This is a genomic window from Bacillus sp. S14(2024) (assembly GCF_050473785.1).
In the GTDB taxonomy this organism is placed as follows: Bacteria; Bacillota; Bacilli; order Bacillales; family Bacillaceae_G; genus Bacillus_A; species Bacillus_A yunxiaonensis.
This window is the reverse complement of record NZ_JBFLUP010000006.1, coordinates 2168310-2183937: the sequence shown is the minus strand read 5'-3', so window position 1 is coordinate 2183937 and position 15628 is coordinate 2168310. Positions and strand designations below refer to the sequence as shown.

The window sequence follows — 15628 nt, the reverse complement described above, 5'->3', positions numbered from 1 at the left end:
AAAGAATATGTCTAAGAAGGCAGTCCCACCGTTTTAAAAGCAGATTCTACTGTTTTTGCAGCCGTTTTAGGAACTTCTCCACTATCAACAAGTTTTTGCGCTGCTTTAATTACGATTTGTGCAAATTGATTGAAGTTTGTAGTTGTAAATAAATTTTGTATTGCATTATACCATATCAAAGCTGCCTTATCTGTTCCAATCTCCATAGATACAAGATAAAACACCTTGTTTGGTATGCCACTATTGATATGGACGCCATGGTGATCAAGATCTCCTTGATAATAATTTTTCATATGATCAGGTTGCATATCCTTACCCATTAGTCGGTTATCAAATGCAGTACCAGGTGCTTTCATTGAACGAAGGGCTTGTCCTTTTAGTGTTGGTCCCATTATATCAGCACCAATTAGCCAATCCGCATCTCGTGCTGTTTCCTTTAAATAAGATTGCTTAATTGCTATTCCGAACACGTCCGAAATATGTTCATTCAAAGCTCCAGGTTGTCCTTCATACTCTAATCCGTTAGTGAATTGAGTAATACCATGTGTAAGCTCGTGCCCAATAACATCGAGTGAATTTGAAAAACTTGTAAAAATAATTCCATCTCCATCACCAAACACCATTTCATCACCGTCCCAATAGGCATTCTGAAAGTTATGCCCATAGTGAACATTCAGAATGAGATCTAGCCCATTGTCATCAATAGAATTACGGTGGAACACATTCTTAAAATAGTCACGTACAATTCCAGCATAGTCGTACGCATGGTTAACCACAGTATCCCCACTTGATCTGTCTCCTTCTTTTCTAACCTCATTCACTCTAAGATTTGTTCCCCCTTTGCAATCGTATACATGGCGAGCAGACTCACCTCGCGTTCCTGTTCCAGCATCAGTTAAGGAGACAACACCATCAATATCATATTCTTTCAAAATTCTACGTTTTCGAACTTTTAGGCTTTTCTCTAAAGTAATTCGCGCTGCTTCTACTTCATTTTGTGCTAAATTCTCCAAAATATAGTTAGGTACAATAAAACATTTGCAATTATTATGCGTACACCGTTTTGTATGCAAGTTTTACACCCCTTCCTAATAGTAGTAAAAACAACTCGATTAGCTTTCTCTTATTACATTAAGTTGAAACACTTTATAGTAGAGCTTTTCTAATAGCCTAATCTTGCTTGTATATAATTCTTCTACTATTTATATAGTGATTCCTTGTTTCTTTCCTATTTTATATAAACATTGTGACTTTATTTCAACCCCATAAAGCCGAAATCTGTATTCCCACGAACAACATAGTATGTTTAACTTTCGTTTATAGGTTTTCTTATGTGTCCGAGTAGCCGGTTTATTATATTTTTGCCATAATAGAATGAGAGTTTAAGAAAAGGAAGGGATTACATGAATATTCGTGTTACAAATACAGCAAAAGAAAAACTGGAACAATCACAAAACGAAGGGAAAATAGTTATTAGGGTAAAAGGAACTATAGGCAATACATGCACTGTCTATGTGAATATCGATTTAATTGTCGATGAATATCATGCAAATGATGTCGTATTTGAAGACGAACAGCTTGTTGTTCAAATTGATGACTTCACAAAAGATTATATCGGAAACACAATGACACTAGACTACAATACAGGTTTTAAAATCACAACACCAAGTGAAACGATTGTTTATGGTTTATCGTTGAAAAAATAATATAAAAATGTAATGTTCAAAAAAGAGAATGCACATATGATCGTTCCATATGTGCCCTTCTTTTTAATTTTTTAGTTTACTTCTCCTGGTCTAAAAATCCATTCACATATTCCCCTATTGTTTCATGAAACGCATAATCAAAATACGATTCTTGCCCCGTTCGCTCGTCATTAATAAGGATTGTCGTTGCCCCCATCTCTCGTTTTGCTATTTGTGGGAATGACGCTACAGGCTGTACTTTTAACGACGTTCCCATTACAAGCAATACATCTGTTTCATACAAGCGTTCAATGGCTGTTTGAAATTGAGGCAATGTGTCTCCATATAACACAACGTCAGGATTTAAAATAAAATTACACTTCTCACAGCGCGGTACTTCATGTGCAATCATATATTGTAAGTTATATTTCGTACGACACTTTGGACAATGAGCAGATTGTAATGTACCATGTAAATCAATGACACGTTTACTTCCGCCCAATTGATGAAGTCCATCAATATTTTGTGTTAAAACAACAAGATCTTTTCCGCTCTCTTCTAACTGCGCAATAAATACATGTCCTCTATTCGGCTTATATTGATGAAATGTTTCAATTTGAAAGATTGCCTTATAATGTTTCCAAAAATCTTTCGGGTTTCGATTATAATATCCTCTTGATAAATACATTTCTACATTTGCATCTGCATACAAACCGTTTGCTGATCGAAAGTCTGGAATCCCACTCTCTGTACTTGCACCTGCTCCAGTTAACACTGTAATTTTCTTAGCATTGTCAATAATAGAACGCACTTCTTCATAATGCTGCACATCATTCACCTCTTGTATATTTCTTCTTTCATTATAACAGGCATATGCAGCAATTTGGAAAATTCCCCTTAGTGTGTTGTACCTTCTGCTACTACTATATCTATTTCTACTTCCAAAGCTGTTTGTATTAAAAGCTCTATTCCTTTTGTAATGTTAGAAAGCGACATGCTCGGTTGCCCAGGATATGCACTCGCCTGTTCTGGTAAAAACGGAATATGTACAAAACCACCAGAAATATGATCTTTCTGTTTTGCTAATATGTGCATTAGTCCGTAAAAGAGATGGTTACAGACAAACGTCCCTGCTGTTTGGGAAACAGATGCTGGAATCCCTCCTTCACGAAGTTGCTTCACAATCGATTTTATGGGAAGTGTTGACCAATACGCCACTGGACCATCCTCAATCACTGGTATATCAATCGGCTGATTTCCTTTATTATCAGGAATTCTTGCATCATCTACGTTAATTGCAACGCGCTCAACTGTAATGTCGGAACGCCCTCCTGCTTGTCCAATACACACGACAAGAGCTGGGTCTACTTCATCAATATAAGATTCTAGCATTTGTAAGGATGTATGAAAAACAGTAGGAATTTGTTTACTAACGATTGTATATTCTCCTATTCTCTTTTGATCAAGTTGTTTAGCAACTTCCCAAGCAGGATTGATTTTTTCTCCTCCAAATGGTTCAAATCCTGTTAATAAAATTTTTTTCATCAATCCCCCCCCCTTTAAAATCGATATACAAGTGCGTACATAACAAGCATATTAATGATGAAAATAGCAACGGCAACTGGCGCTTGCGCTTTAATAACAGCATTTTTATCTTTAAGCTCTAATAACATTGCTGGAACAATATTAAAATTAGCAGCCATCGGCGTTAACAATGTTCCGCAATAACCAGCAAACATACCAAGCGCTGCCATAATCGCTGGGTTTCCGCCGTGCATTTGAACGATAAGCGGCAAGCCAATCCCGCCCGTAATAACAGCAAAAGCAGCGAACGCATTTCCCATTACCATTGTAAATAACATCATTCCTAAGCAATATGCCATGACAGCCACGAATGGATATTCAGTCGGCAATACTTGTCCAACTAAATCCGCTACTACTTGTCCAACTCCAGACTTAGCAAATATTCCGCCAAGAGCAGCAAGCATTTGTGGTAAAATAACGGCCCATCCTACTGCTTGCAATAAACGGCTTCCTTCTTGAACTGGCTCTGTCACTTTTGCTTTTGTAATAGCCATCGCAAAAGCAAAAGCAACTAATGCACCTAATGCGAGTGCAATTAGCGTTACTTTTTCAGGATCAACAACAAATATATTTCCAAACTTCAGTTTTCCAAGAGTGAGCGTTCCGATAATAGTAAACAAAGGAATTAATATAGCTGGCATGAAAATTTTATTTCCTAATTTTGCTGCATGTTTTACACGCTCTGCTACTGGTGCTCCTTGTTCATTTGATTTTGTTACTTTATTTAATGATGCTAAAATAACCATAATTAAAACGAGACAACCGACATAAAACGAAGGCATGATACTTCCAAATAAAAATGTAATAGCAAACAATGCCCAAAACAAGCTAGAACCAAAACGATTCGGATGTTGACGATCAAAAGCAACACGAATTGCAATAAAAGCAACAATAATACCAAGTAGATAATAAATTGTATCCAGTGTAATTAATTTCACGCTACATCGCCTCCTTATTTTGATTCTCTTCTTGTTTCATAACGTCATCTATATGTCTATCAATTTGACGAAAACGAATCCAACTTACAATAAATGCAGAAATCGCTGTTGGAATCCCCCATAGTGCCATATCCCATACACCTACATGCATACCGACAGAATCAAAAAAACCTTTCATTAATAAAATAGCTCCTGTTGCAATAAAAATATCTTCTCCAAAAAACCATGCTGTATTTTCTGCAGCTGCTGCAGTTGCTTTAATTTTTTCTTTTAACTTGTCTGGAAGTTTTCCATAACGAGCATGTGCTGCCCCTTCCGCCATTGGTGCAACAAGTGGTCTTACTGTTTGCGCATGTCCTCCAATGTTAAGCCCGATCGCTGCAGATGCTTCACGGATGGTAAAATACGAGAGAAGAACACGTCCCGTCGTTGCTCCTTTTGATTTTGTAATCAGTGTTTCCGCTCGTTCTTTCAATCCGTAACGCTCTAAAATCCCAATAACAGGAAGTGTTAATAGAATTGGCATGGACATATATCGATTTTCTATAAAGAATTTCCCAAATAAACTTATCACTTCATGAAATGACATACCAGATACCATTCCTGTTACAATTCCAGCTACCATAACAACTAACAATGTATTAAGTCGGAATAAAAAACCAATTGCTACAAGTAAAATTCCAATCAATTTCACCATATGTAATCCCCCTGTCTTTTCTACGTGTTAAGGTGCACAAATTTTAATTTGTGCTTGCTGCAGTGCATTGTAAATGCTTTTCGCATAATCCACGGCATGCAAGCCATCCCCATGAATACAAATTGTATGTGCTGCAATTGAAACGATAGTCCCATCAACAGCTGGAACATTCCCTTTTTGCACCATTTGCAATACTTGTCTTATCGCATCTTCTTCATTTGTAATCAATGCATTCGATTCTGTACGATTTGTTAAAGTTCCGTTACTTTGATATGTTCGATCTGCAAATACCTCTTCCACAACACGAAGATTATATTTTTCTCCTGCACGCACAAATTCACTACTTGCTAATCCGAATAAAAGAAGTTCTGGATTTACTTTATAAATAGCTTTTGCAATGGCATTTGCGATTTCTGAATTTACTGCTGCTAGATTATAGAGTGCACCGTGCGGTTTAACATGGTTCATTTTTCCACCCAATGCACGAATAAACCCGTCTAATGCCCCGATTTGATAAATCATATAATCATACACTTCATCTGGTGAAACATGCATCATTCTTCTTCCAAAACCTATAAGGTCTGGTAAGCCTGGATGCGCACCTATTGAAACACGATATTCTAGCGCTTTTGCAACTGTACTATGCATAACTGAAGGATCACCTGCGTGAAATCCACATGCAATGTTTACTGATGAAACATAAGGTAGAATCGCATCATCATTTCCTATGTTATAGGCTCCAAAACTTTCTCCTAAATCACAATTTAAATCTACTACCTTCATGATTTCTCTCCTTTTAGCTTAATGAACATTTTTAAAAGATTTATTGTTTGTTCTTGTTTTATATATAGCTTCTGTGCTTCTATTACTGAAATTTTTGAAAACGATAGATAATCTCCTGGCTTTAATTGTGCAAGCAGCGGTATATCAATTGAAATTACATTAGCAATTCGTGGATATCCACCTGTCGTTTGACGATCTGTCATTAATATAATAGGTTGTCCTTCAGGTGGTACTTGGATTGTCCCGTGCGTCACAGTATCTGATAACAATTCTAATTTTCCCTCTACCATTACCTGCTCCCCGTCTATACGATAGCCCATTCGATCTGCATGATTGGAAATTTTAAATTGCTTTGTAAAAAAAGAACGAAGACTCTCTCCCGTAAATCTTTCAAACTCTAACCCTTCCACGACACGAATCTCTGGACAATGATGATAGTTTGGTAAACAATTAGAATTTATTCCCCACATCGTTGTATCTCGTCTTTCATTTACAAGCTGCTGTATAAGACGCTTTGCCCAAAGGGAAGGTGTACCTATTTGCAATTGATCCCCTTTTTGTAAAGCACGACCGTCCAATCCGCCTAAACTTGCTCGCATATATGTACTTTTGCTCTTCATTACAGCTGGAACATGAATTCCACCAGCAAATGCTACATATGCTCTGCATCCTGACTGAATTTTCTTAAAACAAAGCATACTTCCCTCTTTAGCTAATACCGGGCGCCACAATGGAACTCGTTTTCCATTTAAAAGCGGTTCCATATTCGCACCGCCAATTGCAATTAATGTCGTCTGCTTAATTAACAGCTTTGGCCCAATAATTGTAATTTCTAATCCAGCTTCTCCTTCTTCATTCCCAACTAACATATTTGCAATTCTAAGTGCAACTGTGTCCATCGCTCCGCCAACTGGTACACCGTATTGTTGATATGTATGTCTACCTAAATCTTGTACAGTCGTCAACATTCCTTGTTGTAACACCTCTATATTCATACATTCTCATCCTCCCATTGCTGAAATTCTGTTTCTGTTATGGGGATGAAACGTAAATACATACCACTTTGCAGATAAGTAGGCGGTACTTTTTGAGGACGAAATAAAGAGATCGGTGTGCGTCCGATAATATTCCATCCACCCGGTGTTTCAAGTGGATATATACCCGTTTGACTTCCACCGATTCCAACAGACCCTGCTGGAATCTTTAATCGAGGAGTATGTTTTCGGGGAGTTGCAATCCGTTGCGACATACCTCCTAAATAAGGAAATCCTGGTGTAAAACCGAGCATATAAACAAAATAAGTGGATTCACTATGAATACGAATTACATCTTCTATTGTTAGCCCATGATACTTTGCTACTTCTTCCAAATCAGGGCCGTATTCTCCGCCGTAACAAACTGGAATAGATATATATTCATATTCTTTCATTTCCTTATGATTCTCAGCTTTTAAAAGGGACTGCACATGATAACAAACATAATCATATGGTGACACATTCATCTTTTTTTCCCTATACAATGTGTAGGAATCATAATAAATAGTCACAGATGTATAAGAAGGAACACATTCTATCATCCCAGCAAACGGTTCATTTTGTAACGCCTCAAATAAAGATTGTACTTGTTTATAAATTTCCATATCGATTTTCTGTCCAAATGTCACGACAATTGCTTGATCACCTAATGCTGAAAACTTCATTATTCTCCTACCTTCTTTTCTTTCCATCCTAATTCTATTGATACTTGCTTCGTTGTTTGGGTAAGACTTTCAATCCATTTTATAATTGCTGTTTCATTATACTCAGCTTCTAGTCCCGAAATACTCATGCCCCCAACAACCATATCATCACTTCCAAAAATCGGAGCAGCTACAGCCGCTGTATGATTTTCAAGCTCTGAATAACTAATGGTATAACCGTTATCCTTTGCAGTTTGCAACATATTACGTAGTTCATTTTCATCTGTAACCGTGCCCTTTGCAAATGGAACAAAAGTTGTATTGTTTATATAATTTTCTTGCTCTTCTTTTGAGAAGTATGTAAGCAAAATACGTGGACACGCTCCGGCATACAACGGAGCTCGCCGTCCAATAGCTGTATAGACACGTACAGGTTGATCACCGTCAATCTTTTCAATATAAATGGCTTCATTACCATCCTGAATAATTAAATTAACTGCTTGTCCAACTTCTTTCTGTAACTTTTTCATATAAGGCTTCGCAATTTTCCGTAAAGATAACCTCTCTGAAACAAGCTGACCAAATCGTAAGAAAACAAATCCTAACCTGTATGCACCATCTATTGTTTTTTGCAACAAACCCATTTCTTCTAGAGATTTAATAAGACGGTGTACGGATGTTTTAGGCATATCAGTCAATTTCACCATCTCGGCTAACGTTAACGTATCATGTTGATAAAATAATTCTAAAATGCTCATTGTTTTCACTGCTGTTTTGTTATAACTCATGAAGTCCTCCTTTGTTCCATATTCCGGAACATTAATTCCAATTTTCGAAACAGAATATCTGTTTTAAATTATAAAATATTCTTTCAATTCAGACAATGTTTTTTTATCTTTATTATGAATAAAATAGTTATGCAAGATTATTTTTTAATACTTGATATCTTTTTAAAATATGATAAATAATCAAGGATATATCAGCGACATTTTATATCTTTTTTGTATAAGTGTTAGCAAGTTCGTTTGCAAACTTGTTAGCACTTTTATATTTCTTGAATCAAATAAATCTTCGTAAACACATCATACTTAGTGGTCATTCGCTCTAGCTTCTTTTCTCGATAATAGGTAACTGTAAAAAAATGAATTACAGGAACTTTCCAACCACTCATTATATTCCAATTACAAACTCTTCAGATATTTCTTCAGATGATAGCGATATTATAAGTACATATAACAACAAGTATGCTTTTACATACGACTTAGTTGTCAGTATTGAAGCAGATTCCAAATATATCTCACAAGTTAAACAGATTATGGTGAATCTAAGTATAGTTAAATTAGATAAAATGAATAAAAATAATAAGACTTCGATCAAGTGTCAGTATCATTCCGAGCTGGACAAGAAAATAAACCTTTTTATATATTTGATACCGATGGAAAAGGCCATCAAATAGAATAAAAATAACCCAGCCCACAAAGGAGCTGGGTTTCGTTATTTACTTAATCATTACAAATTCTCCCTTAATCCACTCATTTGCACCAATACAGTAAAATCCGTTAAGTTCTGCCCAAACAATCCACTCTATATTAGGGTTGCGATTACCGACTACGTTTTTGTTTCTTTTTGAGTACATCCATTTTCTTTGGTTTATCATTTTGTATGCACACTTTTCCGATTCCAATTGTACCTGGTCTTCCATGATTTAATTGTATTAATGCTCACTTCATATTTCTCAGCAAGTTCCTTATATTTCATTCCTTGCATATAAGCTTCTTGTGCCAACTCGTATTTTTGCTTCACGTCACATCACCACACCACCTCTATATTCATTAGGAAGTAAAATGTTTTAATTCATCCATACGATAAACTCTTGTATATATCAAAACTATTTCTAATGACTTTAATATAGTTATATATTTAACTGGCACGTTATTCCAATCTGTTTTCGTACCTTTTTTAACAAATCCTTTCTTTTGAACCTAGCTTCCTTAAGTTCTTTTTTTATGTAAAATAAAAAAGCAGCTATTAAGCTACTGTAAATGCTAATACAAATGGTATTTTAAATTTTCATTTACATTTTACCCCAAAAAATGAATGCTATTTTATTTTTATATATAATTATTAAAGGGAGGTGTAAAAGTGAGAATTGGACTGTCTATAAATACAATGTATCAACCTGAAAAAACAAATCATTCAAACGTCGTGGAAAATGATAAAAATAATCTCTCTACTAATAAAGTTAATGACAACAAACCAGATGATTCTATTAAATTTGATATTTGATTATCTGATAAAGAAACAAAAAAACCTAACCATAAGTTTACTGAAGTAGATTTGTGGAAGATGTTAAAAGACAAAGGTGTGCCATTATGGATCATTTTATAGATTCCAAAAAAATTCCATTCTGAAAAAGACAAAGAACCTAATAATGCTACAAGTAGCTCTTCTAATACATTTGAATCTGTAAATGAAACTAGATTAAATGAAGTAATATAACTTAAACGCTATCTTAAAAATATGGGTTTAAGTTATATTATTCGGAATGACAAAAGGAATCCTTATGGGTTCCTTTCCCTATGCATCAATCTCATCTTGTGTGATTCCTATATAACGTTTCGTCACTTCCTGGGAAACATGATTAAAAATTGTCATTTGATACGCCACATCTTTTGTCCTCTTATCTTCGTTTGTTTCGCGGTCGCAAGTCCATCAACTTGTCAACTTCCTCAGCTGTATGTACACAATATAGTAAGAACAATCCATATGTGATGATGAATGTTAGCCACGCCATCTATTTACTCCTTATCAATTACTATCTTTAGTTGATTCATATGTACTGTTAGTTTATCTATTATGTTTGAATAGAGATATTCATTTTCCTTACATATGCCTTACAATGTTGTAATATCCTACCCTATTCAAATGTCCATTTTGTTCAGTAATTATGTAATTTTCATACAACAAAGAAAATAGCATCCATTATGGATGCTATTTCTTAAAAGCTTATCTTTTTAACAGTTTCACTTACAACATCAACAAGAATATCTCTAAACGCTGTTCCTATTTCTGCTCCGAATCTTGGTGCGAATTTTTTAAACCTTGTAGTAATATGTTTCATCCATCCTTTAGAAATCATTTATTAGCTTAAGATGAGATCTTACTCTTTCATCTAATTCTAACCCATATTGATGAACCCAACAAATAATTATTGTTCACCCCTACTTACCATTTGGCTACGCCCTTCACATTTCTTGAGGTGGGAATATTCTCGCCTATTTTAAATAAATATAGAGACTATATAATGCAGGTATCAACAAACCAAGAGCAAGGCAAAAAACAGAACAAACCACCACATTTATTCCAAAAAAACAAAATTCAATCTTATTCTGCCAAGAATAATAACGGAAATACGGCAGTCATGAAAAAAGGAAGCTGCCAAAACTTGAATTTACTTGCTTTATCTAAAATCGTCCCTGGTTGATTGTTTACACTTTATACTTCGCTAAAAAAAATTTTTCTCAACTTTAAGGAGGAATTTTAATTGGAACCAGTGCCATCTACCCAAACGAAGCTACAAGCTCGTGAAGACACGAAAAAAAATGCACTTATTTTCATTACTGTTGTGGCTATTCTTATTGGAACTATTTTTGTGAGTTTATTACAACTTCAGCCACCAAAGGTTGTACCAGCTACTGGTTCAGCAAATAAGTTTTCTGCAGAGAGAGCGCTCTCCCATTTAAAAGAGTTTGCTGTAAAACCACATCCTCTTGGATCGGTAGAACATGACAGAGTTCGAGACTATCTTGTTCACAGTTTAGAAGAATTAGGATTAAATCCTGAAATCCAAAAAGCCAATTCTTTAAATAGTATTGGTAGATGGATAGTAGGCGGCACAGTGGAAAACATTGTTGCCAAAATAGAAGGAACGAACTCTACAAAAGCGATTATGCTTGTTGCACATTATGATTCTGAATCAGGATCACCAGGTGCAGCAGATGATGGTGCCGGAGTGGCTGCCATCATCGAAACAGTAAGGGCCTTAAAGGAAATGGCACCTCTTCAAAACGATGTCATTATACTCTTAACAGACGGAGAAGAAAATGGATTACTTGGAGCAAAAGCATTTGTAGAGGGACATCCTTGGGTAAATGATGTCGGATTAGTGTTAAACTTTGAGGCACGGGGAAACGAAGGCTCCTCTTTTATGTTTGAAACAAGTGATAACAATAGTTGGCTAGTTAAGGAGTTCGTTCAACATACTTACACACCTGTCGCTCATTCCTTCCTCTATAGTTTATATAAGCAAATGCCAAATGATACTGATTTCAGCGTGTTTAAAGAAGCCGGTCTTAAAGGTTTAAATTTTGCCTTTGGTGATGGGGTTAGCCATTATCATACAACCAGCGATAACTTTCAAGAGCTAAGTTTAGAAAGTCTCCAGCATCACGGCGAATATATGTTACATCTTGTCACCCATTTTGGAAACGTCAATCTCACTCAAGCTCATGAAGGGAATCAAGTTTTTTTTAACATTTTGGGTTCCAACATGATTACCTACTCAGACAAATTTGTTATTCCGATTATGCTTTTGGCGGTAATTCTTTTTGCCGCTACGGCCATACATGGATATTGGCTTAAGAAACTATCCCTTCTTGGAACATTTGCAGGTTTTCTTGTTTTCATCATTGGCATCATCGGGTCTTTTGCCATCGGATCAGGATTATGGTCTGTACTCACCTTTATTTTTACGGATCAAGAATGGTTAATGAGAACCGATAAGATGGTTGGTACCCTTTATCTCATCAGTTTTTCCATTATTATCTTTGCTTTCTTGACTATCCTTTATGGGCTGGCTCATAAAAAAATCAAAACAGGCAGCTTAATGATGGGTGCCTTATTTCTTTGGTTAATCCTTTTAGCTGCCTCGAGTTTTTTGCTCCAAGCAGGCAGTTATGTGTTTGCGTGGCCACTATTATTTGCTCTAATCTGCGTTAATATTTTGATTCGTTTAGATGAGCATTCATGGAAAAGTTATCTTGTTACAGCTGGTTTTGCCGTCCCAGCATTCCTTATTCTATCACCAGTTATTTATCTCTTTAAAGAACTCATGTCCATGCATATAGCTGGTGTGCTCATGGTCCTTGTTTCTCTTTTAGGTGCCATGCTGGTATCTATTTTCACCACCTTAAAAATAAAATTCAATTGGGTGATACCATCCATCTTCTTAGTTACAGGATTATTGGTCATGATCACTAACAGTATCAATCTAAAAAACATGCCGACAGCGGAACATCCACAAGCAAGCGATATTGCTTATTTTATGGATGCAGATTCAAACAAAGCATATTGGGCGGCCCGTCAGCCATTAGATGAATATACATCGAATTATATTAATGAAAATGTGAAGAAAGGCCATACGTCAGAATTTTTTCCTATTTTAAACTGGGATGCAAGTTATACCCAAGCTGATTTATATGACATGGAAGCACCTAGTGTGACGGTATTATCTGATAAGGTTGAAGGTGCCAAGCGGACAATAGAATACCAATTGAAAACGAATCGCAATGCTGAAGAATTGTTAATGAAATCTTTTTCAACGATAAATGTATCTCAACTGATCATCAATGGAAAAGAAGTGGAGTTGAAGCAAAAAGAATTCACAATGAAATCGCCATTTGAATTCAATTACGTTCTAAGTCAAGCCGAAGAGTTACATGTAAAGGTAACCGTAAATGCTAAAGATTCTATAGGGTGGATGATAGCCGATCGTTCTTACAGCATTCCAGAATCAAAAGGGGAACGGTCGTCAAAATACAGTACCTATGGGGATAATTCATACATCATGAAAACGATTAAACATTAATGATTATTAAATAAAGGCCGACATATACAATGTTTGATTCTCCAAACTAGTATATGTCGGCCTTTTAACGTATTTCCGAAAGAAGTTTCCATCTTCAAGCGCGTGACGGGCAAAAGCCCAGCGGTAAGGTGGGGATGAATTTCTGTTAGGTATAGCCTAACTGATTTGTAAGAACTGCCAATTGTTCGTATGGTGTATACGTTCTATATCTGACATCTTCACTTGCTTATAAGATTTAGAAGGATTTTGAATATATTGTCCGTTTATATCTTGTACGTATACCATTTTCCCTGTAAATCCTGGCACAAATCCTACTTGTCCAAATACTTTCACCTTATCACCTAAATACATTCCATTTACATGGGGTGTATTTTTATTGTTTCGTTTTGCACTTATATTCTTCATTTTTCTTTTCTTGCAGTTGTGTTGGATGGGCAATTGCAATCGCGTCATTTACAATTGTTTGGAATTGCATCATAAACTGTCATTGAACAGTCCATATAGGTTCTATGTCTCTATCAAGTGTTTTTGCACTAGAACCTTAAGACGTATATATGCGTACATTTACCCCGCCCAAAGAATGTCCTACCAAGATGTAAGGAGGCCTAATATTCAATCGAATAAGGGCTTCTTTCCAATCTGTTACCCTATATGTACTTGTTCTAAGATTCGGGCTTTTTCGCTTTTTCCTAATCCAGTCCTATCATAAACGAGTACATCTGTAAGTGTAGAAATTTCAGACACTATATACTCCTACGTTTTGGAATAATCAACTCATGTGCTTTTTTTATAATATTGGCTATTTCTTGAATATTTTCATATAGAAAGAAATGTCTACCTTCAAAAGAGTGAAATGTACACAAATTATTTGTATATTCCTCCCATTTTATCACCTCATCATATGTAGTAAATTCATCGTTTTTTCCATTAAATATAAGAAAATCAATATCACATGCTTGTCTATTGTTGTCATGTATATATGTCTCCACAATTTTAAAATCTGCTCTTAGAATGGGGAGAAAAATTTCCATTAACTCTTCTGATTGAAGTACCTCGGATGGTGTACCCCCCATTGCAATAATTTCTTTTTTTAATTGTTCGTTAGATAGATTATGTCGGATATTTTTTATTTTACTATTTGGGTGATTTCTACCGGACAAAACAAGAAATTCAGGCAATACGTTATTAGAATCCTGTATTTTTTTGGCTACTTCATAGGCGATCAAACTTCCCATGCTATGCCCGTATAGAATATAGGGCGAATTATCTAGCTGCTTAACTATACTATTATGGACATCATTTACGGCCTCTTCCATACTTTGATACAAGTTTTCTTCAATTCTATATCCTCTACCAGCTAACTCTATTGGGACTACCTCAATATATGGATTAAAGTAATTTTTCCATTTTGAGTAACTAAACGCAGATCCCCCAGCATGTGGAACGCAAAAAAGTTTAGTCTTCTTCATTATTTTCTCCTTACTTTAAAATTTGTTTATATTTTGTCCAATTGTATAAATGTCTTTAATTATTATCTCCTGCGGTAATTCATCACGTGTTGCACAAGCAGCTACCTTATAATTTGCCTCAATATTATATTGTCTAAAGTAAAAGTTTTGAGATATATTCTTGTATGAAATTAAAGTTCGTGAATCTTTTTTTATAGAGAATGAATTTAACGGGATATAAAGTCCTTTCCCAATTGTTTTTATATAGCTTTCTTTTAATGTCCATAAATCATAAAAATAATTGACTTGTTCATCAGAATCTATATTAGATAAATCATAAAATTCTTCCTCTGAAAAAAATTCATTTGCTAATTTAAGAGCCTCTATTTCTGAAACTTTTTCTATATCAATACCTACATTAGAATTTGCAGTGGCACAGACCACCCATTCTCCTGAATGCGAAATATTAAAATGAAAGTCAGAAAGATTTTCAACAAAAGGTTTTCCGTACTCATTATATATAAATCTAATTTCTTCATTATTAATTTTATATTTTTGGCAAATTAGGGAACGGATTAGTAAATCTCCTATCAAAGTCCTATTAATGTCGCATAAATTTAATAAACGCTTCATTCGTTCTCTCTTCTCATTTGAAATCAAGTTACTAAATTGATTAAACAAATGTTTTTCAATATTCTTTGGTATTTTCACAGCGTGAATTTGTATGATAAATCACTTCCTTTTTAAAAGGATGGCTTCCTACGTATACGTTATAGAAATTCAATTGCATATTATATCTTGTCTTTATTCAAGTCCAAATACAGTAGAAAAGGTGCATATTTACATATCAATGAAAATATACACCTTTCCTCAGCAATATCATCAAAGCATTCGCTTCTGGTACAAAAACTTCAGAGAATTTACATAGGTTTCTATGTCCCTTTCAAGC

Annotated in this window: 15 protein-coding genes and 4 pseudogenes; 4 read left to right on the top strand and 15 right to left on the bottom strand. The window is 35.2% G+C overall.

What is annotated here, in order from left to right; translation table 11 throughout:
* Positions 1-11: 11 nt before the first annotated feature.
* The gene (locus AB1279_RS11390) at positions 12-1073 is read right to left on the bottom strand and encodes a M4 family metallopeptidase (RefSeq protein WP_429758821.1); all 1062 of its coding nucleotides are present in this window, start codon (positions 1071-1073) and stop codon (positions 12-14) included.
* A gap of 330 nt (positions 1074-1403) precedes the next feature.
* Between AB1279_RS11390 and AB1279_RS11385 the strand changes: the two genes are divergently transcribed.
* Positions 1404-1706, top strand: coding sequence for an iron-sulfur cluster biosynthesis family protein (locus AB1279_RS11385; protein WP_429758819.1), 303 nt, complete (start codon positions 1404-1406; stop codon positions 1704-1706).
* A gap of 76 nt (positions 1707-1782) precedes the next feature.
* Here AB1279_RS11385 and AB1279_RS11380 read toward each other — a convergent pair whose 3' ends face one another.
* The 10 genes and pseudogenes from AB1279_RS11380 to AB1279_RS11335 form a co-directional block, all read right to left on the bottom strand.
* Positions 1783-2514 carry an NAD-dependent protein deacylase gene (locus tag AB1279_RS11380; RefSeq protein WP_429758818.1) on the bottom strand — a complete coding sequence of 244 codons (732 nt, stop codon included), beginning with the start codon at positions 2512-2514 and terminating at the stop codon, positions 1783-1785.
* Between the two features lie 68 nt (positions 2515-2582).
* Positions 2583-3230: a pyroglutamyl-peptidase I gene (pcp, locus tag AB1279_RS11375; protein WP_429758817.1), complete on the bottom strand. Its 648-nt coding sequence runs from the start codon at positions 3228-3230 to the stop codon at positions 2583-2585.
* Positions 3231-3244: 14 nt separating this feature from the next.
* Positions 3245-4207: a DUF979 domain-containing protein gene (locus AB1279_RS11370; RefSeq protein ID WP_429758815.1), complete on the bottom strand. Its 963-nt coding sequence runs from the start codon at positions 4205-4207 to the stop codon at positions 3245-3247.
* Between the two features lies 1 nt (position 4208).
* Positions 4209-4904: a DUF969 domain-containing protein gene (locus AB1279_RS11365; RefSeq protein WP_429758814.1), complete on the bottom strand. Its 696-nt coding sequence runs from the start codon at positions 4902-4904 to the stop codon at positions 4209-4211.
* Positions 4905-4931: 27 nt separating this feature from the next.
* Positions 4932-5687 (bottom strand): 5-oxoprolinase subunit PxpA, encoded by a 756-nt coding sequence (gene pxpA, locus AB1279_RS11360; RefSeq protein WP_429758813.1) that lies wholly within the window; start codon positions 5685-5687, stop codon positions 4932-4934.
* Entirely contained in the window at positions 5684-6682 is a 999-nt protein-coding gene (locus AB1279_RS11355) for a biotin-dependent carboxyltransferase family protein (protein ID WP_429758812.1), read from the bottom strand. Before AB1279_RS11355 ends, pxpA begins: the two co-directional genes overlap by 4 nt.
* Positions 6679-7386, bottom strand: coding sequence for a 5-oxoprolinase subunit PxpB (gene pxpB / locus AB1279_RS11350; RefSeq protein ID WP_429758811.1), 708 nt, complete (start codon positions 7384-7386; stop codon positions 6679-6681). Before pxpB ends, AB1279_RS11355 begins: the two co-directional genes overlap by 4 nt.
* Positions 7386-8153 carry an IclR family transcriptional regulator gene (locus AB1279_RS11345; RefSeq protein ID WP_429758810.1) on the bottom strand — a complete coding sequence of 256 codons (768 nt, stop codon included), beginning with the start codon at positions 8151-8153 and terminating at the stop codon, positions 7386-7388. Before AB1279_RS11345 ends, pxpB begins: the two co-directional genes overlap by 1 nt.
* Before the next feature lie 257 nt (positions 8154-8410).
* Positions 8411-8524, bottom strand: a pseudogene (locus AB1279_RS11340) (replication-relaxation family protein); the annotation flags it as partial.
* Positions 8525-9021: 497 nt separating this feature from the next.
* A pseudogene (locus AB1279_RS11335) lies at positions 9022-9168 on the bottom strand (terminase gpP N-terminus-related DNA-binding protein); the annotation flags it as partial.
* 339 nt (positions 9169-9507) lie between these two features.
* Here AB1279_RS11335 and AB1279_RS11330 point away from each other — a divergent pair.
* Positions 9508-9864 (top strand): annotated as a pseudogene (locus AB1279_RS11330) (DUF3914 domain-containing protein).
* Positions 9865-10496: 632 nt separating this feature from the next.
* Here AB1279_RS11330 and AB1279_RS11325 read toward each other — a convergent pair.
* Positions 10497-10580: pseudogene (locus AB1279_RS11325) on the bottom strand (IS6 family transposase); the annotation flags it as partial.
* Between the two features lie 89 nt (positions 10581-10669).
* On the opposite strand from AB1279_RS11325, the gene AB1279_RS11320 reads away from it, so the two are divergent.
* Together AB1279_RS11320 and AB1279_RS11315 are read left to right on the top strand one after the other, a co-directional pair.
* Positions 10670-10849, top strand: coding sequence for a hypothetical protein (locus AB1279_RS11320; RefSeq protein WP_429758809.1), 180 nt, complete (start codon positions 10670-10672; stop codon positions 10847-10849).
* 69 nt (positions 10850-10918) lie between these two features.
* The gene (locus AB1279_RS11315) at positions 10919-13231 is read left to right on the top strand and encodes a M20/M25/M40 family metallo-hydrolase (protein WP_429761363.1); all 2313 of its coding nucleotides are present in this window, start codon (positions 10919-10921) and stop codon (positions 13229-13231) included.
* A 156-nt stretch (positions 13232-13387) separates the two neighbouring features.
* Here the strand turns inward: AB1279_RS11315 and AB1279_RS11310 are convergent, their stop codons facing one another.
* The 3 genes from AB1279_RS11310 to AB1279_RS11300 all read right to left on the bottom strand — a co-directional run bounded on the left by AB1279_RS11310 (position 13388) and on the right by AB1279_RS11300 (position 15390).
* Complete coding sequence (locus tag AB1279_RS11310; RefSeq protein WP_429758808.1) at positions 13388-13636, bottom strand: hypothetical protein; 249 nt, start codon at positions 13634-13636, stop codon at positions 13388-13390.
* Positions 13637-13974: 338 nt separating this feature from the next.
* Entirely contained in the window at positions 13975-14700 is a 726-nt protein-coding gene (locus AB1279_RS11305) for a thioesterase II family protein (protein WP_429758807.1), read from the bottom strand.
* 15 nt (positions 14701-14715) lie between these two features.
* Entirely contained in the window at positions 14716-15390 is a 675-nt protein-coding gene (locus AB1279_RS11300; protein WP_377884923.1) for a 4'-phosphopantetheinyl transferase family protein, read from the bottom strand.
* Positions 15391-15628 lie beyond the last annotated feature (238 nt).

What these genes read in the sequence shown, in the direction of transcription:
- AB1279_RS11385 (WP_429758819.1), top strand. Translation starts at nt 1,404, where the DNA reads ATGAATATTCGTGTTACAAATACAGCAAAAGAAAAACTGGAACAATCA.
- pcp (WP_429758817.1), bottom strand. Translation starts at nt 3,230, where the DNA reads ATGAAAAAAATTTTATTAACAGGATTTGAACCATTTGGAGGAGAAAAA.
- AB1279_RS11365 (WP_429758814.1), bottom strand. Translation starts at nt 4,904, where the DNA reads ATGGTGAAATTGATTGGAATTTTACTTGTAGCAATTGGTTTTTTATTC.
- pxpA (WP_429758813.1), bottom strand. Translation starts at nt 5,687, where the DNA reads ATGAAGGTAGTAGATTTAAATTGTGATTTAGGAGAAAGTTTTGGAGCC.
- AB1279_RS11355 (WP_429758812.1), bottom strand. Translation starts at nt 6,682, where the DNA reads ATGAATATAGAGGTGTTACAACAAGGAATGTTGACGACTGTACAAGAT.
- pxpB (WP_429758811.1), bottom strand. Translation starts at nt 7,386, where the DNA reads ATGAAGTTTTCAGCATTAGGTGATCAAGCAATTGTCGTGACATTTGGA.
- AB1279_RS11345 (WP_429758810.1), bottom strand. Translation starts at nt 8,153, where the DNA reads ATGAGTTATAACAAAACAGCAGTGAAAACAATGAGCATTTTAGAATTA.
- AB1279_RS11320 (WP_429758809.1), top strand. Translation starts at nt 10,670, where the DNA reads ATGCAGGTATCAACAAACCAAGAGCAAGGCAAAAAACAGAACAAACCA.
- AB1279_RS11310 (WP_429758808.1), bottom strand. Translation starts at nt 13,636, where the DNA reads ATGAAGAATATAAGTGCAAAACGAAACAATAAAAATACACCCCATGTA.
- AB1279_RS11305 (WP_429758807.1), bottom strand. Translation starts at nt 14,700, where the DNA reads ATGAAGAAGACTAAACTTTTTTGCGTTCCACATGCTGGGGGATCTGCG.